The organism is Streptomyces sp. XM83C, assembly GCF_023072675.1.
GTDB lineage: Bacteria > Actinomycetota > Actinomycetes > Streptomycetales > Streptomycetaceae > Streptomyces > Streptomyces thermocoprophilus.
This window is the reverse complement of record NZ_JALLGL010000051.1, coordinates 1-18,912: the sequence shown is the minus strand read 5'-3', so window position 1 is coordinate 18,912 and position 18,912 is coordinate 1. Positions and strand designations below refer to the sequence as shown.

19 protein-coding genes are annotated in these 18,912 nt (G+C 72.0%); 16 read left to right on the top strand and 3 right to left on the bottom strand.

Annotation, left to right across the window (positions count from 1 at the left end; all coding sequences use genetic code 11):
• Positions 1 to 58 precede the first annotated feature (58 nt).
• The 8 genes from sufD (at position 59) to dapD (ending at position 5,927) form a co-directional block, all read left to right on the top strand.
• Positions 59 to 1,243, top strand: coding sequence for a Fe-S cluster assembly protein SufD (gene sufD / locus MTQ10_RS08910; protein ID WP_247464283.1), 1,185 nt, complete (start codon positions 59 to 61; stop codon positions 1,241 to 1,243).
• Complete coding sequence (locus MTQ10_RS08905; RefSeq protein WP_247464281.1) at positions 1,240 to 1,557, top strand: non-heme iron oxygenase ferredoxin subunit; 318 nt, start codon at positions 1,240 to 1,242, stop codon at positions 1,555 to 1,557. The genes sufD and MTQ10_RS08905 overlap by 4 nt, the downstream gene beginning before the upstream one ends.
• Before the next feature lie 7 nt (positions 1,558 to 1,564).
• A complete protein-coding gene (sufC, locus tag MTQ10_RS08900) occupies positions 1,565 to 2,329 on the top strand; it encodes a Fe-S cluster assembly ATPase SufC (protein WP_103784221.1) in 765 nt (254 codons plus the stop codon).
• A complete protein-coding gene (locus MTQ10_RS08895; protein ID WP_247464278.1) occupies positions 2,326 to 3,582 on the top strand; it encodes a cysteine desulfurase in 1,257 nt (418 codons plus the stop codon). The genes sufC and MTQ10_RS08895 overlap by 4 nt, the downstream gene beginning before the upstream one ends.
• A 15-nt stretch (positions 3,583 to 3,597) precedes the next feature.
• A complete protein-coding gene (gene sufU / locus MTQ10_RS08890; protein WP_247464277.1) occupies positions 3,598 to 4,065 on the top strand; it encodes a Fe-S cluster assembly sulfur transfer protein SufU in 468 nt (155 codons plus the stop codon).
• Positions 4,062 to 4,394, top strand: coding sequence for a metal-sulfur cluster assembly factor (locus MTQ10_RS08885; RefSeq protein WP_247464273.1), 333 nt, complete (start codon positions 4,062 to 4,064; stop codon positions 4,392 to 4,394). The genes sufU and MTQ10_RS08885 overlap by 4 nt, the downstream gene beginning before the upstream one ends.
• Positions 4,395 to 4,534: 140 nt before the next feature.
• Positions 4,535 to 4,855: a DMT family transporter gene (locus MTQ10_RS08880; RefSeq protein WP_247464269.1), complete on the top strand. Its 321-nt coding sequence runs from the start codon at positions 4,535 to 4,537 to the stop codon at positions 4,853 to 4,855.
• An 82-nt stretch (positions 4,856 to 4,937) separates the two neighbouring features.
• The gene (gene dapD / locus MTQ10_RS08875; protein ID WP_247464266.1) at positions 4,938 to 5,927 is read left to right on the top strand and encodes a 2,3,4,5-tetrahydropyridine-2,6-dicarboxylate N-succinyltransferase; all 990 of its coding nucleotides are present in this window, start codon (positions 4,938 to 4,940) and stop codon (positions 5,925 to 5,927) included.
• Between the two features lie 60 nt (positions 5,928 to 5,987).
• On the opposite strand, the gene dapA is transcribed toward dapD, so the two are convergent.
• A complete protein-coding gene (gene dapA, locus MTQ10_RS08870) occupies positions 5,988 to 6,908 on the bottom strand; it encodes a 4-hydroxy-tetrahydrodipicolinate synthase (RefSeq protein WP_247464264.1) in 921 nt (306 codons plus the stop codon).
• A gap of 149 nt (positions 6,909 to 7,057) precedes the next feature.
• Here dapA and MTQ10_RS08865 point away from each other — a divergent pair, with 149 nt between their 5' ends.
• From MTQ10_RS08865 to MTQ10_RS08850, 4 genes are read left to right on the top strand one after another with little or no spacing between them, the layout of a single operon-like run.
• A complete protein-coding gene (locus tag MTQ10_RS08865; protein ID WP_247464262.1) occupies positions 7,058 to 7,213 on the top strand; it encodes a hypothetical protein in 156 nt (51 codons plus the stop codon).
• On the top strand, positions 7,210 to 7,905 hold the full coding sequence (locus MTQ10_RS08860) for a hypothetical protein (RefSeq protein ID WP_247464259.1): 696 nt from the start codon (positions 7,210 to 7,212) through the stop codon (positions 7,903 to 7,905). The genes MTQ10_RS08865 and MTQ10_RS08860 overlap by 4 nt, the downstream gene beginning before the upstream one ends.
• 51 nt (positions 7,906 to 7,956) lie before the next feature.
• The gene (locus MTQ10_RS08855; RefSeq protein ID WP_247464256.1) at positions 7,957 to 8,427 is read left to right on the top strand and encodes a phage holin family protein; all 471 of its coding nucleotides are present in this window, start codon (positions 7,957 to 7,959) and stop codon (positions 8,425 to 8,427) included.
• Positions 8,424 to 8,978 (top strand): DUF3618 domain-containing protein, encoded by a 555-nt coding sequence (locus tag MTQ10_RS08850; protein WP_247464254.1) that lies wholly within the window; start codon positions 8,424 to 8,426, stop codon positions 8,976 to 8,978. The genes MTQ10_RS08855 and MTQ10_RS08850 overlap by 4 nt, the downstream gene beginning before the upstream one ends.
• A gap of 108 nt (positions 8,979 to 9,086) precedes the next feature.
• Here the strand turns inward: MTQ10_RS08850 and MTQ10_RS08845 are convergent, their stop codons facing one another.
• Positions 9,087 to 10,916, bottom strand: a complete 1,830-nt coding sequence (locus tag MTQ10_RS08845; RefSeq protein WP_247464251.1) for an endonuclease/exonuclease/phosphatase family protein — start codon at positions 10,914 to 10,916, stop codon at positions 9,087 to 9,089.
• 355 nt (positions 10,917 to 11,271) lie between these two features.
• Here MTQ10_RS08845 and MTQ10_RS08840 point away from each other — a divergent pair, with 355 nt between their 5' ends.
• The 4 genes from MTQ10_RS08840 to MTQ10_RS08825 all read left to right on the top strand — a co-directional run bounded on the left by MTQ10_RS08840 (position 11,272) and on the right by MTQ10_RS08825 (position 17,532).
• On the top strand, positions 11,272 to 12,714 hold the full coding sequence (locus MTQ10_RS08840; protein ID WP_247464248.1) for a hypothetical protein: 1,443 nt from the start codon (positions 11,272 to 11,274) through the stop codon (positions 12,712 to 12,714).
• A gap of 363 nt (positions 12,715 to 13,077) precedes the next feature.
• Positions 13,078 to 14,532, top strand: a complete 1,455-nt coding sequence (locus MTQ10_RS08835) for an alkaline phosphatase PhoX (protein WP_247464245.1) — start codon at positions 13,078 to 13,080, stop codon at positions 14,530 to 14,532.
• Between the two features lie 510 nt (positions 14,533 to 15,042).
• Positions 15,043 to 16,635, top strand: a complete 1,593-nt coding sequence (locus MTQ10_RS08830) for a TROVE domain-containing protein (protein ID WP_247464242.1) — start codon at positions 15,043 to 15,045, stop codon at positions 16,633 to 16,635.
• Positions 16,636 to 16,959: 324 nt separating this feature from the next.
• Positions 16,960 to 17,532, top strand: coding sequence for a TetR/AcrR family transcriptional regulator (locus MTQ10_RS08825; protein WP_247464239.1), 573 nt, complete (start codon positions 16,960 to 16,962; stop codon positions 17,530 to 17,532).
• Positions 17,533 to 17,724: 192 nt separating this feature from the next.
• On the opposite strand, the gene MTQ10_RS08820 is transcribed toward MTQ10_RS08825, so the two are convergent.
• Complete coding sequence (locus MTQ10_RS08820) at positions 17,725 to 18,825, bottom strand: TerD family protein (RefSeq protein ID WP_247464305.1); 1,101 nt, start codon at positions 18,823 to 18,825, stop codon at positions 17,725 to 17,727.
• Between the last annotated feature and the right edge of the window lie 87 nt (positions 18,826 to 18,912).

Sequence of the window (18,912 nt, the reverse complement as noted above, 5' to 3'; positions counted from 1 at the left end):
CGCCACCGCCCCCGACCATCAGCCCCTTACGTAACGGAAAGCGAGCACTACGACAGCCATGGCTGAGGCTCAGAATCTCCCGGTCGGTTCCACGACCGCCGGATCGATCGCGGTCGCCGCGGAGTCGACCGTCGTCTCCCGCATGAGCGCCCCGCCCTCCTTCGACGTCACGGACTTCCCCGTCCCGCACGGCCGCGAGGAGGAGTGGCGGTTCACCCCGCTGGAGCGCCTGCGCGGGCTGCACGACGGCACCGCCACCGCCACCGGTGAGGGCGTCAAGGTCGACGTGCGGGCGCCCGAGGGCGTCACCGTCGAGACCGTCGGCCGCGACGACGCCCGGCTCGGCAGGGCCGGCACCCCCGTGGACCGCGTCGCCGCGCAGGCGTACTCCGCCTTCGAGAAGGCCTCGGTCGTCACCGTGCCGAAGGAGTCCGTCCTCACCGAGCCGATCCGCATCGCCGTGCACGGCGAGGGCGGCGTCGCCTTCGGCCACCAGGTCATCGAACTGGGCGCGTTCGCCGAGGCCGTCGTCGTCATCGACCACACCGGCGACGCCGTCCTCGCCGCCAACGTCGACTACGTCCTGGGCGACGGCGCCAAGCTGACCGTCGTCTCCGTCCAGGACTGGGACGACAAGGCCGTCCACGTCGCCCAGCACAACGCGTTGATCGGACGCGACGCCTCCTTCAAGTCGGTCGTCGTCACCTTCGGCGGCGACGTCGTCCGCCTCCACCCGCGCGTCACCTACGCGGGCCCCGGCGGCGAGGCCGAACTGTTCGGTCTGTACTTCACCGACGCCGGCCAGCACCAGGAGCACCGCCTGCTGGTCACCCACAACGTGCCGCACTGCAAGTCCAACGTCGTCTACAAGGGCGCCCTCCAGGGCGACGACGCGCACGCGGTGTGGATCGGCGACGTGCTCATCGAGGCCGCGGCCGAGGGCACCGACACCTACGAGATGAACCGCAACCTGGTCCTCACCGACGGCGCCCGCGTCGACTCGGTGCCGAACCTGGAGATCGAGACCGGCGAGATCGTCGGCGCCGGCCACGCCTCCGCCACCGGCCGCTTCGACGACGAGCAGCTCTTCTACCTGATGGCCCGTGGCATCCCGGAGCACGAGGCCCGCCGCCTCGTCGTCCGCGGCTTCTTCGCCGAACTCGTCCAGCAGATCGGTGTCACGGACATCGAGGAGCGGCTGCTCGCCAAGATCGAACAGGAGCTGGAGGCGTCGGTCGCATGACCTTCGTACGCGCCTGCGGGCTGAGCGAGCTGGAGGAGGACACCCCGAAGCGGGTGGAACTCGACGGCACGCCCGTGTCCATCGTGCAGACCGAGGGGGAGGTGTTCGCGATCCACGACATCTGCTCCCACGCGAACGTCTCCCTGTCCGAGGGCGAGGTCGACGACTGCCACATCGAATGCTGGCTGCACGGCTCGCGCTTCGACCTCCGCTCCGGAAAGCCCGACAGCCTTCCGGCGACGCGTCCCGTCCCCGTATACCCCGTAAAGATCGAAGGGGACGACGTGCTCGTCTCCCTCACCCAGGAGTCCTGAGGCACCCATGGCAACGCTTGAAATCCGAGACCTGCACGTCACCGTCGAGGCCGACAACGCCACGAAGGAGATCCTCAAGGGCGTCGACCTCACCGTGAAGCAGGGCGAGACGCACGCCATCATGGGCCCCAACGGCTCGGGCAAGTCGACCCTCGCCTACTCCCTCGCCGGCCACCCCAAGTACACGATCACCGGCGGCACCGTCACCCTCGACGGCGAGGACGTCCTGGAGATGTCCGTCGACGAGCGCGCCCGCGCCGGCCTGTTCCTCGCCATGCAGTACCCGGTCGAGGTCCCCGGCGTCTCGGTCTCCAACTTCCTGCGCACCTCCGCCACCGCCGTCCGCGGGGAGGCCCCCAAGCTGCGCACCTGGGTGAAGGAGGTCAAGGAGGCCATGGAGCGCCTCAACATGGACCCCTCCTTCGCCGAGCGCAACGTCAACGAGGGCTTCTCCGGCGGTGAGAAGAAGCGCCACGAGATCCTCCAGCTCGAACTGCTCAAGCCGAAGGTCGCGATCCTCGACGAGACCGACTCCGGTCTCGACGTCGACGCCCTCCGCATCGTCTCCGAGGGCGTCAACCGCGTCCGCGAGACCGGCGAGGTCGGCACCCTGCTGATCACGCACTACACGCGCATCCTGCGCTACATCAAGCCCGACCACGTCCACGTCTTCGCCGGCGGTCGCATCGTCGAGTCCGGCGGCCCGGAGCTCGCGGACAAGCTGGAGAACGAGGGCTACGAGTCGTACGTGAAGGGTGGCGCATCCGCGTGACACAGCTGCCGGGCCTCCTCGACACCGAGGCGATCCGCAAGGACTTCCCCATCCTGGACCGGCTGGTCCACGACGAGCGGAAGCTGGTCTACCTGGACAACGCGGCCACCTCGCAGACGCCGCGCCAGGTCCTCGACGTGCTCTCCGAGTACTACGAACAGCACAACGCCAACGTCCACCGCGGTGTGCACGTGCTCGCCGAGGAGGCCACGGCGCTGTACGAGGGCGCGCGCGACAAGGTCGCCGCGTTCATCAACGCGCCCAGCCGCGACGAGGTCATCTTCACCAAGAACGCCTCCGAGTCGCTCAACCTCGTCGCGAACATGCTCGGCTGGGCCGACGAGCCCTACCGGGTGGACGCCGACACCGAGATCGTCATCACGGAGATGGAGCACCACTCCAACATCGTGCCGTGGCAGCTGCTCGCGCAGCGCACGGGCGCGAAGCTGAAGTGGTTCGGCCTCACCGACGACGGCCGTCTCGACCTGTCGAACATCGACGAGATCATCACCGAGAAGACGAAGATCGTCTCCTTCGTGCTGGTGTCGAACATCCTCGGCACGGTCAACCCGGTCGAGGCCATAGTCCGCCGCGCCCAGGAGGTCGGTGCGCTGGTCTGCATCGACGCCTCGCAGGCCGCGCCGCACATGCCGCTGGACGTGCAGGCCCTCCAGGCCGACTTCGTCGCCTTCACCGGCCACAAGATGCTCGGCCCGACCGGCATCGGCGTGCTGTGGGGCCGCCAGGAACTCCTGGAGGACCTGCCCCCGTTCCTCGGCGGCGGCGAGATGATCGAGACCGTGTCGATGCACTCGTCGACGTACGCCCCCGCCCCGCACAAGTTCGAGGCGGGCACCCCGCCGATCTCCCAGGCGATCGGCCTCGGCGCGGCGATCGACTACCTCAACGCGATCGGCATGGACAAGATCCAGGCCCATGAGCACGCGCTGACCGAGTACGCCGTCCGGCGGCTGACCGAGGTCCCCGACCTGAAGATCATCGGCCCGTCCACGGCCGAGGACCGCGGTGCGGCGATCTCGTTCACGCTGGGCGACATCCACCCGCACGACGTGGGCCAGGTCCTCGACGAGCAGGGCATCGCGGTCCGCGTCGGCCACCACTGCGCGCGTCCCGTCTGCCTGCGCTACGGAATTCCTGCGACCACGCGAGCGTCGTTCTATCTGTACTCCACGCCGGCCGAGATCGACGCACTCGTCACGGGCCTGGAGCACGTACGGAACTTCTTCGGCTGAGGGGCGTGCTGAACGGTGAAGCTGGACTCGATGTACCAGGACGTCATCCTGGACCACTACAAGAACCCTCACGGGCGTGGTCTGCGGGACGGCGACGCCGAGGTGCACCATGTCAACCCGACGTGCGGTGACGAGATCACCCTGCGCGTGAAGTACGACGGCACCACCGTCCAGGACGTGTCGTACGAGGGCCAGGGCTGCTCCATCAGCCAGGCCAGCGCGTCCGTGCTCAACGAACTGCTGGTCGGCAAGGACCTCACCGAGGCGCAGCGGATCCAGGAGACCTTCCTGGAGCTGATGCAGTCCAAGGGGAAGATCGAACCCGACGACGCGATGGAGGAGGTGCTGGAGGACGCGGTCGCGTTCGCCGGTGTCTCCAAGTACCCGGCCCGGGTCAAGTGCGCCCTCCTCAGCTGGATGGCGTGGAAGGACGCGACGGCCCAGGCCCTGGGCGGAGCCGACGCCGAAAGGAAGACGGCATGACCGACACCGCTGAGATGAAGCCGGTCTCGGAGGAGGAACTCCGCGAGGCCCTGATGGACGTCGTCGACCCCGAACTCGGCATCGACGTCGTCAACCTCGGCCTGATCTACGGCATCCACATCGACGAGTCCAACGTGGCCACCGTCGACATGACGCTGACGTCGGCGGCCTGCCCGCTCACCGATGTCATCGAGGACCAGGCCAAGTCCGCCACGGACGGCCTCGTCAACGAGCTGCGCATCAACTGGGTGTGGATGCCGCCGTGGGGCCCCGACAAGATCACCGACGACGGCCGCGAACAGCTGCGGGCACTCGGCTTCAACGTCTGAGCCCCCGCTGGTACGACGATCCGGGCCCTGCTCGTACGACGATCCGGGCCCTGCTCGTACGACGGCCCCGGAAGGCCCCCGGCATCGTGCCGGGGGTCTTCCCGCACTCCCGACGATCTTCGGGGAGTACGGTCGTGCGCATGGGATACCTGCTGCTGCTCGGAGCCATCGCCGCGGAGGTCGGCGGGACGACCGCGATGAAGTACAGCGACGGCTTCAGCAAACTGTGGCCCTCGGTGCTGACCCTGCTCGGCTATCTGATCTCCTTCTGGCTGCTGGCGCAGACCCTGAAGACCGTCTCCGTGGCCACCGCCTACGCCATCTGGTCCGGTGTCGGCACGGCAGCCATCGCCACCATCGGGATCCTCTTCCTCGGCGAGGGCATGACGGTCGCGAAAGCGGCCGGGATCGCCTTGATCATCATCGGTGTGGTCGTGCTCAACCTGGGCGGCGCGCACTGAGCCGGCGGGCGGTCCCGCCCGCCTCCTGAGACACCGGGCCGCGGGTTGGCCTCGGCGGGGCCCGGCCGGTTAGGTTGCCCTCATGACCGACTCGACTGCTTCTCGTACCACCGGCGCCGTCGCCGCCGGCCTCGCCACGATCGCCTCCGACGGCACCGTCCTCGACACCTGGTTCCCGGCCCCCGAGCTGGTCGAGGAGCCCGGCCCGGCCGGCACGGAGCGGCTCTCCCCGGAGCGGGCCGCCCAGCTGCTGGGCGCCGGCGCGGGCAGGGCGGTCGGCCCGGACGCCCGCCGCGGTGTCGAGGTGGTCGCGGTCCGCACGGTCATCGCCTCCCTCGACGAGAAGCCGATCGACGCCCACGACGTCTATCTGAGGCTGCACCTGCTCTCCCACCGCCTGGTCGAGCCGCACGGCCAGAACCTCGACGGCATCTTCGCCCACCTCGCCAACGTCGCCTGGACCTCCCTCGGTCCCGTCCCGGTGGACGACGTCGAGAAGGTCCGTCTGAACGCCCGCGCCGAGGGCCTGCACCTCCAGGTCACCTCGATCGACAAGTTCCCCCGGATGACGGACTACGTCGCCCCCAAGGGCGTGCGCATCGCCGACGCCGACCGCGTCCGTCTCGGCGCGCACCTCGCCGAGGGCACCACCGTCATGCACGAGGGCTTCGTCAACTTCAACGCGGGCACCCTCGGCACCTCCATGGTCGAGGGCCGCATCTCCGCGGGTGTCGTCGTCGGCGACGGCTCCGACATCGGCGGCGGCGCCTCCACCATGGGCACCCTCTCCGGCGGCGGCAACGTCCGCATCACCATCGGCGAGCGCTGCCTGATCGGCGCCGAGGCCGGTGTGGGCATCGCCCTCGGCGACGAGTGCGTGGTCGAGGCCGGCCTGTACGTCACCGCCGGCACCCGCGTCACCATGCCCGACGGGCAGATCGTCAAGGCCCGCGAGCTGAACGGCGCCTCCAACATCCTCTTCCGCCGCAACTCGGTCACCGGCGCCGTCGAGGCCCGCCCGAACAACGCGGTCTGGGGCGGCCTGAACGACATCCTGCACGCCCACAACTGACCCCACGCGGCCACCGGGCGCCTTCCCCCCGCCGGGGGAGGGCGCTTCGGTGTTCCCGCCTCAGACCAGAGCGTCGTACGCCTTCCGCAGGGCCGTCACCGTGGTTCCGGTGGCCGGGCGCAGGGGTGGGCGGACCGGGCCCGCGGGGAGGGCGAGGGTGGCCAGGAGGGCCTTGGTGGTGACCGTGCCGGGGAGGCCGGAGGCCGTCATCGCCTCGATCAGGGGGAGCGCCGCGAGCTGGAGGCGGGCCGCCTCCGCGGTGTCGCCGGCGTCGTGGGCGTCGAGGACGGACCGCATGTGGGCCGGGGCCGCGTTGGCGACCGTGCTGACGTATCCGGTCGCGCCCAGCGCGTACAGGGGGAGGATCTGTTCGTCGCAGCCGGCGTAGACGGCCAGGGCGGTCTCGCGGAGGACCTTCTGGATGCCGAGGAGGTCGTAGGAGCAGTCCTTGACCGCCACGATGCCGGGGTGCCCGGCGAGGCGGATCATCGTTTCCGGCTCGATACGGGTGCCGGTGCGGCCGGGGATGTCGTACAGCATGACCGGTACGTCGGAGGCGTCCGCCACCTCACGGAAGTGCGCCTCCACCGCGTCCTGCGGCGGCCTGCTGCAGTACGGCGTGACGACCAGCACCCCGTCCGCGCCCGCCCTCCCGGCCCGCAGCGCGAGCTCGGCGGTGTGCCGGGTGTCGGCCGTGCCGACGCCCGCGACCAGCACCGCGCGCTCTCCAAGCGCCTCACGTACGGCGCGGATCAGCTCGGTCTTCTCCTCGTCCGTCGTGGTCGGTGACTCTCCCGTCGTCCCGGACAGGACCAGGCCGTCGCAGCCTTCCCGGACCAGCCGGTCGGCGAGGGTCCGGGCGCCGTCCAGGTCGAGGGCGCCGTCCTCGGTGAAGGGCGTGATCATGGCGCACAGGGCGCGGCCGAACGGCGGGGTGGTGGAGCGTTCGTCGGTCATGTGCAGCAGTCTCCGGACCCTCATCGCGTAGCTCCACTTAAATCTTCTTCCCGGTATCGGTAAGTTTTGCTACGCCATGCTGGGGGGTGTCTCCCGACGCCCTGTGTCCAAGGCGCCGTTCGTGGGCCACCATGGTCGGGACGGGTCATGGACCACCGGCCATGGGAGGCGTCATGAAGCTCGGCAAGGCAGTCGCCACCGGCGTCGCCGAGGAGCGGCCCCGCACCACCGACCAGGACACCGACGACATCCCGACCGCCCTCGACCGCACCGGCACCGACACCCCGGCCGCGGCCGACGTGCCCGAAGAGGTGCCGGCCGCCCGATGAGGCTGCGGCTTCCGGAGGAACGCCCGACGGAGCCGCCGACCGGCTACAAGATCGCCCACGCGGTGCTGTCCCAGGACGGCACGCGTGCCGCCTTCACCGGCGTGTCGCTCGGCGGCGCGCTGCCGTACGGCGTCCTCGCCGACGCGTCCTGCGCCTACGGGCTGCGGCACCGGCCGCCGCACCGCCGCTGCGACTGCGGCTTCCACTGCGTGCACGACCGTACGGCCGCCGAGGCGCTGCTGTGCACCGCCGACCACCGCTCGGCCCTGCTGCTGGAGGTCACGGTGCTGGGCGCGTACATCCGCTTCGAGCGCGGCTTCCGCTACGCCCGGCAGCGGGTGCGCACGGCCACCGCCGGCCCCTGTGCCTGCGGCGCGACCGCCACCGCCCTCGCCGACGCGGGCTGGGGCCGCCCCGGCTGGCGGGCCCTCGCCCCCGTGTGCGCCGGCTGCGCGCAGCGCCGTACGGCAGTGTCGCTGGCCGCGTTCGCACGGCTGGCGGGGGAGGGACTGCGGGTCCGGGCGAGCGGAGGCACACCGCCGCCGGGTGCCGAGGCCGGCGCCGGCGGGCCCGGTCCGACCGTTCCCGAGCTGGTCGCCGAGGCGGCGCTGCTCCAGGCACGGCTCGACTGGTTCCAGACGCAGCTCGCCCGGCTCGGCGAACGCGGCGGCGACGGACCGGCCCACGGGTAGCCACCGCCCGGCGGGGTACCCGGCGTTCCGACCGAGAGGAGGCGGAACACCGTGACCGGGACCATCGACGCCAGGCCCGCCGACAGCGGGCCGGCCGCACCACCGTATGCCGCTCCCGCCCGGACCGGGACGGACCCGCGTCAGCAGTCCGTAGGCCGGCTCGTCAGCCAGGCCACCGAACAGCTCTCGACGCTCGTACGGCAGGAAATGGCCCTCGCCAAAGCGGAACTGGCGGAGAAGGGCAAACGCGCCGGATTCGGCGGCGGACTCCTCGGCGCAGCGGGCGCGTTCGGCTACGCCGGGCTGCTCGCCCTCGCCGGAACGGGCGTCGCCGCGCTCTGGCTCGTCCTGCCGCTGTGGGCCGCCGCGCTGATCGTCACGGCGGTGCTGTTCGTCATCGCCGCCGTGCTGGGCCTTGCCGGACGCGCCCAGTTGCGGCGCGCCACACCGCCGGCCCCGTCGCGGGCACTGGACAGCGTCAAGGCCGATGTCGAGGAGATCAAGGGAAGGGTGCACCGATGACGGACGCCACGGGCGACCGGCCCGGAAAGAACGCCCCGCGCGGGGCCAAAGGGCCCGACGAGCTGCGCCGGCAGATCGCCGAGACCCGCACCCGGCTCGGCGCGACCGTCGAGGAACTGGCGGCCAAGGCGGACGTACGGGCCCGTGCCCGCACCCGCACCGCCGATCTGCGCGACAAGGCCGGCGCGATGACCGTGCAGCTGCGCAGCACCGCCGCCCAGGCCGGGCACACCGTGCACGACCGGGCCACGAAGGCCGGGCACACGGTGCAGCGCGCCGGGCACACCGTCCAGGAACGCGCCGGCGAGGCTGCGCACACCGCCCGGCGCCGCGCCTCCCACACGGGGAGGGAGCTGACGGACCGGGCCTCCGGGGCGCAGGACGCCGTACACGACACAGCCCGTCAGGCGGGCGGTCGCATCGAGCAGCGGGCGCCGCGTCCGGTGCGGGCCGCGGTGCACGCCGGGCGGCGGCATCCGGGGCTGGTGGCGGGCTGCGCCGCCGGCCTCGCCGCGTACGGGGCGTGGCGGATCCTGCGCCACCCCCGGTGACGGCACCCCGGACCGCCTTGCACACGGCGGCGGCCCGGCCCGGAGCACTCCGGCCCGGGCCGCCGCCCGTGCGCCGACACGACGTGCGAGGTGACTGCGCGCGGGGGACTACGGGTGGAACCGCAGCACCTGCGGGTCGTGGTCGCTGATCTGGTCGTGGAACTCGGCGTTCAGGTGCACGCTGTCGTACTCCAGGTCACAGCCGCGCCGGATCGCCGGGCTGACCAGGATCTGGTCGAGGACCTGCGCATTGCCCTGGTAGACGTACGTGTACCGCTCGTTCTTCGGCAGCGACTTGATCGCCGACCACAGCGCGCCGTCCTTCTCCAGGATCCGTGCCGTGCCGGAGAACTCGAAGTCGTTGATGTCGCCGAGCGCGACGACGTCCGCGTTCTTGTCGAGGGCGAGGATGTCCTTGACGAAGGCGTTGACCAGCGTGGCCTGCCGGTGGCGCTGCACCTCGGAGCTGCGGACGGGCGGCTGGTACTGCCCGGCCAGGCCCTGGTCGCCGCCCTTGGAGTTGAAGTGGTTGGCGATCACGAACACCGTACGGCCGCGGAAGACGAACTCGCCGACCAGCGGCTTGCGGCTGGACGCCCACGCCTCGTCCGTCGGGTCGATTCGGCCCGGCGACACCGTCAGATGCGCCTTGCCACGGGACTTCGTCACGCCGACGGCGGTCGTGGCGTCGCCGCCCGGACGGTCGGTGAAGGAGACCCGCTCGGGGTTGAACAGGAACACCTGCCGGATGTTGCCGCCGGGCTCACCGCCGTCGGTCTTGTCCTGCGGGTCGACGGCACGCCAGTCGTAGCGGGGGCCGCCCGCGGCGACGATCGCGTCGATCAGCTTGTTCACCGTCACATCGGCGGCGGTCGTGCCGTCGTCCGTGGCGCCGTTGTTGTCCTGGATCTCCTCCAGCGACACGATGTCGGGCGAGCGCAGGTTGTTCACGATCGCGGAGGCGTGCGCGGCGAACGTGTCGTCGGACGGGTCGAGGTTCTCCACGTTGTACGTGGCGATCGCCAGTTCGCCGTTCTTCTGCTTCTCGGTCGTCTCGCGCTGCACGCCCCCGCTGCGCAGGGTGCCGATCGTCTCGGCGACCAGGGTGTAGCCGCCGTACTGGTTGTAGTCCAGCGGGCCGGTCGTCGTGCCGGTGAGCCGGTCGCCGACGTTCGCGACGGGGAAGTCCGCGGTCGAGCCCAGGGACTGGATCTGCAGACGGCCGGAGTTCTGGGAGTCGTACGAGCCGTAGACGGTGGCGCCGCGGCGGGAGCGGTTCTGGTCCGGCTTCACCGTCACCCACAGCTCGGTGTACGGGTCGGTCGCGCCGACCACCCGTACGTCGGCGACCTGGACGTTCATGCCCTCCAGGGACTCGTAGCGGTCCAGGGCGTACTTCGACGGGCGCAGCGTGAGCCCGCCCACGGAGCCGCCCGCGGCGCTGTCGCCGGCCGGGGTGTACTCGTCCGGCACGGAGCGCGCGTCGAGGACGACGGGGGCGGGCACGGCGTTGCCGCTGGAGACGACCGTCACGACCGGCTTGGTGATCTCGGTGATCGACTGGTTGCCGGAGGAGGTGCCGCCGGGGACGTACTCCGAGACCGTGCCGGACACCGTGACGGCGTCGCCGACGGCCACGCCCTTCGGGGTGGAGCTGGTGAAGACGAACACGCCCTCACTGGTGGCCGGGTCGTCGTCCGGGGCGGTGTCCTGGATCCAGAACCCCTTGGAGGAGCCGTAGGTGCGGATGCCGGTGACGATTCCGGCCACATCGGTGACCTGCTTGCCGGCGTACGGCGACGTCCGGGTCGTGCCCTGGATGTCGTGGATGCGCACCGAGTCGGCGTGCGCGGGCGAGGTGAGGACGACGGTGGACGCCGCGGAACACACGGCGGCGACGGTGAGCGCGGCGAGGCGCGCGGACGACTTGCTCGGCAAGGGATCCCTCCGGGGACGTGACAGAGCGCCGGGACGAGGGCGCGACCGGGACGGATCGCGGGTGGACCCGTCCCGGTCGACGGTGGTACGTGGTGCTTTGCGGTGCGGCGGTGTCGCGTCCGGGCGGCCGGTTCCCGTCCGTCGGGGCGGTCACCGGGTGCGCTGGACGCGCGTAGAACCCAGTGAACAGTTGTCCCCCGACTTCTACGCGCGTCAATCTCCTGCCTGGCCCGGCCAGTTGTCAAGGTTTCAGCCATGCGCGGTGGCCGACAGGGAGATGAACCGGGCGGCGTGGGTGGAAATCCGTCTAGGCTGAGCGGCTGAGTGGTACGACCGTCCGAGGAGAACGAGCCCCATGTCGAACAGCTCCCCCCTGCCGCCCGTGCGGCTGACCGACGACGCGGAGCTGGCACGGGCCGCCCTGTCCACACCGCTGCTCTCCCGGGCGGCCCGGCTCGCCCGCTGGGCCGGGCCGGACACCCGCGTCGACGCGGGCGGCGGGCTCACCGACGAGCAGCTCCCCGCCGCGGCCGAGGCCCTCGGCCTCACCGGCGACGACGCCGCCGCCCACGCGAGCGAGGCATGGCGGATCGCCGTCGACACCGGCCTGGTGGAGATCACCGACGAGGAGACCGGCACCGTCACCGCCGGCGGCAACCTCGGCAGGCTCACCGCGGGCTCCCCGAGCGAGGTGCTGGACATCTGGCGGGACGCCCTGGAGGCGGTGCTCGCGGACGCCTCCGTGCCCGACCTGGACGATCTGATCGACGCCGTCGACCTGGAGGACGGCGGCGAGATCGACCTCTCCCGGCTGGACTGGGACCCCGAGGCCGAGGCCGAGTTCCTCGACGGCGTGCTCGGCAACCTCTACCTCCTCACCGTCAGCGAGGACGGCCCCGGCGAGGGCCCCGTGCCGCTCCCCGCCCTCGCCGCCTCCGTGATCGTCCCCGGCGACATGGAGGAGCCCAGCAACGCCGTGCTGGAGCAGGTCTCCGACGCGATGATGCGCCTCGACGACCAGTTCCGGATGCTGGAGCCCGCCGGGATCGTCGAGTACCGGCCCGTCGACGAGGCCCTGATGGCCGACGCCGACGACACCGGCCCGGCCGCCGCCGAACCCGTCGACGACACCGACGTCTCCCGCTACGGCATGGTCCGCCTCACCCCGCTCGGCCTGTACGGGCTGCGCGCCCGCCTGCTGGAGGCCGGCTTCGACGCCCCCGCCGTCGGCGACCTCGCCGACAAGGGCGCCGACGCGCTCCTCGACGGCACCGCCGCCTACGGGCCGCGCGCCGTGCGCGCCGAGACCGAGCGGTGGCTCGCCCACCGCGAACCCCTCCACGCGGCACGGGAGCTGCTCGCCGCCGCCCGCGGCAGCGACCCCGCCGCACCGCTGCGCCGGCTGCGCTGCCAGGAGGCGCTGTCCCTCGTCGGCCGGGCCGCCGAGCCCGCGCTGCGCGAGGTCCTGGACGACCCGGAGCTGGGCGGCCTCGCCCGGGTCTGGCTCACCGAGCACGGCGCCCCGGACGTCCCCGCACCCTCCGAGGCGATGATCTTCTGGCTGACCGTCGACACGGTCGCCGCGCAGCTCGCCGCCGAGGGCAACTCCGAGGAACTGCGGGCCCTGGTCGAGGGACTCGCCGCCCAGCACGACGGCTTCTTCGCCACCGCCTGGCGTGTCGACCACCCGGCAACCGCCGACGTCCTGGAGGCCATGGGCCGCCTCCACCCGGACAAGAAGGTCGCCAAGGAGGCCCGTAAGGCCGCCTTCAAGGCACGGTCGGCGCACGGCGGCTGACGCCCGCTCGGGCACCCCGGGCACACGGCGGGTGGCGTCCCGCTCGGGTGCCCCGGCGCGCACGGGGGGTGGGGTCCCGCTCGGGTGCCGCGGCGCACGGGGGGTGGGGTCCCGCTCGGGTGCCCCGGCACACGGTGGTCAGGGCTGCCCGGGCCTCCCGCGCGCCTCCCCGGAGCGTGGCCGACGCGCCTTCACGAGGGTCCTCCGACCCCCCCGGACCGAACGGCGGGCGGGATTCACCCACCGGATCCCGCCGCCGTTCCCCTGTGTTCAACCGCCGTTCAGCGGCGGGCGCGACGGTGTGGCCGCACCGAGGCCGGCCGGCCTTGACGCACCACACCGTCACGCGTCACAGGAGACACCATGTCGCTCACCCGCAGGGACTTCACACGCAAGTCCGCCCTCACCGGTGCCGGGGTCGCCCTGGCCGGCAGCGTCGGAGCGCTCGCCACCGCGCCGAACGCCCTCGCCGCCCACGACACCGCCGCCGCGGGCGACACCCACGGCCACGGCCCCGAGCACGACACCGTCGGCTACGGCCCCCTCCACCCCGACCCGGCCGGCATCCTCGCCCTGCCCGCCGGCTTCTCCTACCGCGTCGTCACCTACAGCGGCCGGACCCGCCTGGAGTCCGGTGAGTTCACCCCCTCCAACCACGACGGCACCGCCGCCTTCCCCGGCCCGCGCGGCACCACCCTCCTCGTCAACAACCACGAGCTGAGCGGCCCCCGCAAGAACTGGACGCACCCCGTCCCGCTCACCGAGGGCCTCGTCTACGACCCCGCGGCCTCCGGCGGCTGCACGGTCGTCGAGGTCCGCCACGGCCAGGTCGCCGAATGGGTCGGCATCGCCGGCACCTCCACCAACTGCGCGGGCGGCTCCACCCCTTGGAACACCTGGCTGACGTGTGAGGAGACCGAGGACAAAGCCGGCCAGAACGGCATGACCAAGGACCACGGCTACGTCTTCGAGGTCGACCCCGCCGACCACCGCGCCAACCGGAACCCCAGGCCGATCAAGGCGTTCGGCCGGTACGCCCACGAGGCCGTCGTCATCGACCCCAAGCGCGGCCACGCCTACCTCACCGAGGACGCCTCCGGCCCCAACGGCCTGCTCTACCGCTGGACCCCGCCCGCCGGTTTCCGCCACGGACGCGGCAAGCTGCGCACCCTCGCCGACGACGCGGGCACGCTCCAGGCGTTCAAGTGCTTCGACTCCGGCGGCCGATTCGTCGACGACCTGTCCCGCGCGACGAGGACCGGCACCGTCTACGGCGTCGACTGGACCGACGTCCCCGACCGCGACGCGCGGACCGTCTCCGTCCGCAAGCAGTTCACCGCCGGCCAGGTCACCCGCGCCCGCAAACTGGAAGGCATGTGGTGGGGCGACGGCGGCGTCTACATCGTCTCCTCGTTCGCCCGTCAGGAGAGCCCCGCCCAGCACGACGGCCAGGTCTGGTTCTACGACCCGAAGCGCCGCACCCTCACCCTGAAGGTGCTGCTCGGCGTCAACCCCGACCCGTCGAAGGACGGCGCGTTCGACGGCCCCGACAACATCACCGTCTCCCCGTACGGCGGCCTCGTCATCGCCGAGGACGGCGAGGGTGTGCAGCATCTGTTCGGCGCCACCGACAGCGGACGCACCTACCCCATCGCCCGCAACGAACTGAACATCGGCACCGCGGAGAAGCCCGAGTACAGCGAGTTCACCGGCGTCACCTTCTCGCCCGACGGCAGGACTCTGTACGCCAACATCCAGACCCCCGGCATCATGCTGGCCGTCACCGGACCCTGGAAGCGGCACAAGCAGCGCGGCTGAACACCGCCCACCCGATCCGACCGCACCGGTTAATTCGCTCGCCCGGCCCCGCGATCTTCCCTAAGCTGACGTACGTCCAGGTGCGACAGGCAGGACCTACTTCCACTCATAATGGGGAGGTCGCGGGTTCGAGTCCCGCCACCGGCATACCGGGCCGGTGTAGCTCAGGGGACAGAGCACCATACGTGGTTCAGCCGACCTCGATCTCTGGACACCGAAAGCAGCACGCACCTCCCGGTGCGAAGGCAGCGGTTACTTCGTCCTGATCGAATCCGTACCGCCGCCGGCCCTGATCTCGGGAGGCGCGGCTCATGGTGGGTGCCCGGTGCGCAGGCAGCGGATACTTCCCAGGCAGCGGGTTGCGGGTTCGAGTCCCGACCACACCTCGAGAGGTGGGGAAGCTCAGAAGGTCAGAGCAGCTGTACGTCTCCGCAGCCGACCCGAGTCCTCGGGCACCCTCCATCCGCCGTGCCTCCCTCCGGAACACCAGTGAATTCGGGGGAATTCAGCATGGCGCGATTCAACACGCGTACCGCCAAGGCGCATCCCGCCTCGCCCGTCACCACGACCGGCCGTACGCTCACCAACCACCAGGGCGGCCGAGGCCGCGAGCGCGACGCGCGCTCCGAGCTGTTCCTGCTCGCCGTCACCCACTTCGCCGCCCAGGACACCTACTACGAGTCCGGCACCGCCCGCGACAACCGCTTCGTACACCTCATGCGCGAGCTGGCCGTCACCGACCCGGCCTGGACCGCGGGACTGCTCGCCTGGATGCGCGGCGAGGGCAACATCCGCAGCGCCGCCGTCATGGGCGCCGCCGAGTACGTCAAGGCACGCCTCGACGCCGGCGCCACCGACGGCCCCTCCAACCGGCAGGTCGTCGCGTCCGTGCTGCGCCGCCCCGACGAGCCCGGCGAGCTGCTCGCCTACTGGACGGCCACCTACGGCCGGGCCGTGCCCAAGCCCGTCAAGCGCGGCATCGCCGACGCCGTGCGCCGCCTCTACACCGGCAAGTCGCTGCTGAAGTACGACACCGCCTCCAAGGGCTACCGCTTCGGCGACATCCTCAACCTCGTGCACGCCGCGCCCGACCCGGACAAGCCCTGGCAGGGCGACCTGTTCCGGTACGCGCTGGACCGCCGCCACCACCCGGACACGGCCGTTCCGCCCGCGTCGGTGCCCGTCCTCGCCGCGCACCGCGAACTCATGGCGCTGCCCGTGAAGAAGCGGCGCGCCGTGGTCCGGTCGGCGCGCGGCGCCGAGCGGCTGGCCGAGGCCGGTATGACATGGGAGGCGCTGGCGGGCTGGCTTCAGGGCCCGATGGACAGGGCCGCCTGGGAGGCCGTGATCCCCTCCATGGGCGCCATGGCGCTCGTGCGCAACCTGCGCAACTTCGACGAGGCAGGCGTCTCCGACGAGGTCGCGGCGCGGGTCGCGGCACGGATCAGCGACCCCGCCGAGGTCGCCCGGTCGCGGCAGTTCCCCTTCCGCTACCTCGCCGCCTGGCAGCACGCCCCGTCGCTGCGCTGGGCGTACCCGCTGGAGCAGGCGCTGCGCCACTCGCTGGCCAATGTGCCCGCGCTGCCCGGCCGCACGCTGGTGCTGGTGGACCGTTCCGGCTCGATGTTCTGGTCCCGGCTGTCCGAGCGGTCCGAGCTGACCCGCGCGGACGCGGCGGCGGTGTTCGGCGCGGCGATCGCACTGCGGGCCGACCATGCGGACCTGGTCGAGTTCGGCACGACGAGCGACGTGGTGCCGTTCCGCAAGGGCGAGTCCGTGCTGAAGGTGCTGGGCCGCTTCGGCGACCTGGGCGGCACCGACACCGTCGCGGCGGTACGGCGCCACTACCGGCGGCACGACCGGGTGCTGATCGTCACCGACGAGCAGTACGCGCCGAGCGCGCACGGCGACCCGACCGAGCAGATCCCGGCGCACATCCCGGTCTACACCTGGAACCTCGCCGGCTACCGGGCCGGTCACGGCCCGTCCGGCCGGCACAACCGGCACACCTTCGCGGGCCTCACCGACGCGGCGTTCCGCATGGTGCCGCTGCTGGAGGCGGGCCGCGACGCCGCCTGGCCGTGGGAGCGCACGGCGGCATAGCGGGCGGCGCGGGGCACGGCGGGCGGGGCGCGGTACGGGGGACCGGGCCCCGCCGGCCTTCGTGCCCGGCGGCACGACCGCACCGGCCGTACCGCCGGGCGCGGCGCACACCGGGGGCACCCGGACGGGGGAGGGTCCCTGTCCGGGTGTCCTGCGGTCGTGTCGTCCTACGGTGTCTGGTGCCGGCGCGGAAAGTGGTGGACCATGCGGGCAGCACGGACGGAGGGCGACCCGGCCCGGACGGCACCGCCCGGCCGGGAACCGGCTCCGTCCGGACTTCGCCCCAGCACGGAGAAGGTCTCCGTTCCCGCAAGGAGTTCCTGGATGACGCAGCTCAAACCCATGCGCGCGGACGCTCGCCGCAACTACGAGCGGTTGCTGAAGGCGGCGGCGGAGGCCTTCGCCGAGCATGGGGAGGGCGCGTCGCTCGACGACATCGCCAAACGTGCGGGGGTGGGCTCCGGCACGCTCTACCGGCATTTCCCCACCCGCCAGGCGCTGCTGGAGGCGGCGTATCTGGACCGCATCGAGGCGATGGCGGCGAGAGCCGGTGAACTCGCCGACCGGCTGCCGCCCGGCGCGGCGCTGGAGGCATGGCTGCACGAGGTGTGCGTCGGCACGGTCCAGGTGCGCGGCATGAAGGCCCTGCTGGGCTCGGCCGTCGCCGACGGCGGCACCGCCGCGCTCAACGCCTGCGGCACTCCGATGCGGGCCGCGGCGGCACGGCTGGTGGAGGCGGCGCAGAAGGAAGGCACCCTGCGCGCCGACGTCGAGCCGTCGGACGTACTGCGGCTGGCGCACGGCGTGGCCGGCGCCGCGGAACTCGCCGACCCCGAGGGCGGGCAGCTGACCCGCTATCTGTCGCTGCTGACGGAGGGCCTGCGTCCCCGGCCGTGAGCCCTGCCTCGGCCGGACCCGGCTCGGTCGCGCCCGGCTGGGGTCGTGCCCGGCCCCGAGCCCGGCCGTTCGTGAGCCCGGCCCGGCGTTCGTACCGGTCCCGGCCGAGGCCGCTGGTCCTGGCCCGCCCCCGGCCTCGACCCCGAGCCCTGGTCCGGGCGCCCCGTCGGCGGGGCGCCCGGACGGGGACGGTCACAGGGCCTGCGAGGCCGGCTTCACCATGTTGCGCACCGTGCGCGCCTTCACGAAGTCCCCCATCGCGGTCATCTCCCACTCGCCGGAGAACTGCCGGATGAGCTTCGCCATCATCACGCCGGTCTGCGGCTCGGCGCCGGTCAGGTCGAAGCGGACCAGCTCCTCACCGGAGGCGGCGTCCATCAGCCGGCAGTAGGCCTTGGCGACCTCGGTGAACTTCTGTCCCGAGAACGAGTTCACGGTGAACACCAGGCCCGTGACCTCCTGCGGCAGCCGGCCCAGATCGACGGTGATCACCTCGTCGTCCCCGGCGCCCTCACCGGTGAGGTTGTCCCCGGAGTGCCGGATCGCACCGGACAGGATGGTCAGCTTGCCGAAGTAGCAGCTGTCGATGTGGTTGCGCTGCGGGCCGTAGGCGATGACGGACGCGTCCAGGTCGATGTCCTTGCCGCGGAAGGCGGGCTCCCAGCCGAGGCCCATCTTCACCTGCGTAAGCAGCGGACGCCCGCCCTTGACGAGGGACACCGTCTGGTTCTTCTGCAGGCTCACACGGCCCTTGTCGAGGTTGACCTTGCCGGTGCCGGGGGCCGGCGGCGCGGACGCGGGCTCCTCGACGCTCACCCCGAAGTCGGTGGCGATGCCCGCCAGACCGTTGGCGTACCCCTGGCCGACGGCGCGGGCCTTCCACTGGCCGTTGCGCAGGTAGATCTCCACGACCACCAGCGCCGTCTCGGCACCGAGCCGCGGCGGCGTGAAGGTGGCGAGGACGGAGCCGTCGTCGGCGTTGCGGATCGTGGCCGTCGGTTCGATGCCCTGGAAGGTCTGGCCGGCCGCGTCGGGGCTCGCGGTCACGACGATCTTCTCGATGCCCGGCGGGACGGCGGACGTGTCCACGGTGATCACATCGGGGGCCGTGCCGTTGCCGGAGCGGTAGGTCACGCCCGGGCCGGAGGGCTGGTTGTAGAAGATGAAGTCGTCGTCGGAGCGCACCTTGCCGTCGGCGGTGAGCAGCAGGCCCGAGACGTCCAGCCGCACGGGAGCGGAGACGTCCACCGCCACACGGACGACGGGGAGCGGGATGTTCGAGCCGGGGGTCATAGCTGTCATGCCCGGTCAACGAGCGAGACCGTTTTACCGTTCCCTTACCCACCCCCGAACGTACCCCGACACCACCCCGATCGACCC

What these genes read in the sequence shown, in the direction of transcription:
- sufD (WP_247464283.1), top strand. Translation starts at nt 59, where the DNA reads ATGGCTGAGGCTCAGAATCTCCCGGTCGGTTCCACGACCGCCGGATCG.
- MTQ10_RS08905 (WP_247464281.1), top strand. Translation starts at nt 1,240, where the DNA reads ATGACCTTCGTACGCGCCTGCGGGCTGAGCGAGCTGGAGGAGGACACC.
- sufC (WP_103784221.1), top strand. Translation starts at nt 1,565, where the DNA reads ATGGCAACGCTTGAAATCCGAGACCTGCACGTCACCGTCGAGGCCGAC.
- MTQ10_RS08885 (WP_247464273.1), top strand. Translation starts at nt 4,062, where the DNA reads ATGACCGACACCGCTGAGATGAAGCCGGTCTCGGAGGAGGAACTCCGC.
- MTQ10_RS08880 (WP_247464269.1), top strand. Translation starts at nt 4,535, where the DNA reads ATGGGATACCTGCTGCTGCTCGGAGCCATCGCCGCGGAGGTCGGCGGG.
- dapD (WP_247464266.1), top strand. Translation starts at nt 4,938, where the DNA reads ATGACCGACTCGACTGCTTCTCGTACCACCGGCGCCGTCGCCGCCGGC.
- dapA (WP_247464264.1), bottom strand. Translation starts at nt 6,908, where the DNA reads ATGAGGGTCCGGAGACTGCTGCACATGACCGACGAACGCTCCACCACC.
- MTQ10_RS08865 (WP_247464262.1), top strand. Translation starts at nt 7,058, where the DNA reads ATGAAGCTCGGCAAGGCAGTCGCCACCGGCGTCGCCGAGGAGCGGCCC.
- MTQ10_RS08860 (WP_247464259.1), top strand. Translation starts at nt 7,210, where the DNA reads ATGAGGCTGCGGCTTCCGGAGGAACGCCCGACGGAGCCGCCGACCGGC.
- MTQ10_RS08850 (WP_247464254.1), top strand. Translation starts at nt 8,424, where the DNA reads ATGACGGACGCCACGGGCGACCGGCCCGGAAAGAACGCCCCGCGCGGG.
- MTQ10_RS08840 (WP_247464248.1), top strand. Translation starts at nt 11,272, where the DNA reads ATGTCGAACAGCTCCCCCCTGCCGCCCGTGCGGCTGACCGACGACGCG.
- MTQ10_RS08835 (WP_247464245.1), top strand. Translation starts at nt 13,078, where the DNA reads ATGTCGCTCACCCGCAGGGACTTCACACGCAAGTCCGCCCTCACCGGT.
- MTQ10_RS08830 (WP_247464242.1), top strand. Translation starts at nt 15,043, where the DNA reads ATGGCGCGATTCAACACGCGTACCGCCAAGGCGCATCCCGCCTCGCCC.
- MTQ10_RS08825 (WP_247464239.1), top strand. Translation starts at nt 16,960, where the DNA reads ATGACGCAGCTCAAACCCATGCGCGCGGACGCTCGCCGCAACTACGAG.
- MTQ10_RS08820 (WP_247464305.1), bottom strand. Translation starts at nt 18,825, where the DNA reads ATGACCCCCGGCTCGAACATCCCGCTCCCCGTCGTCCGTGTGGCGGTG.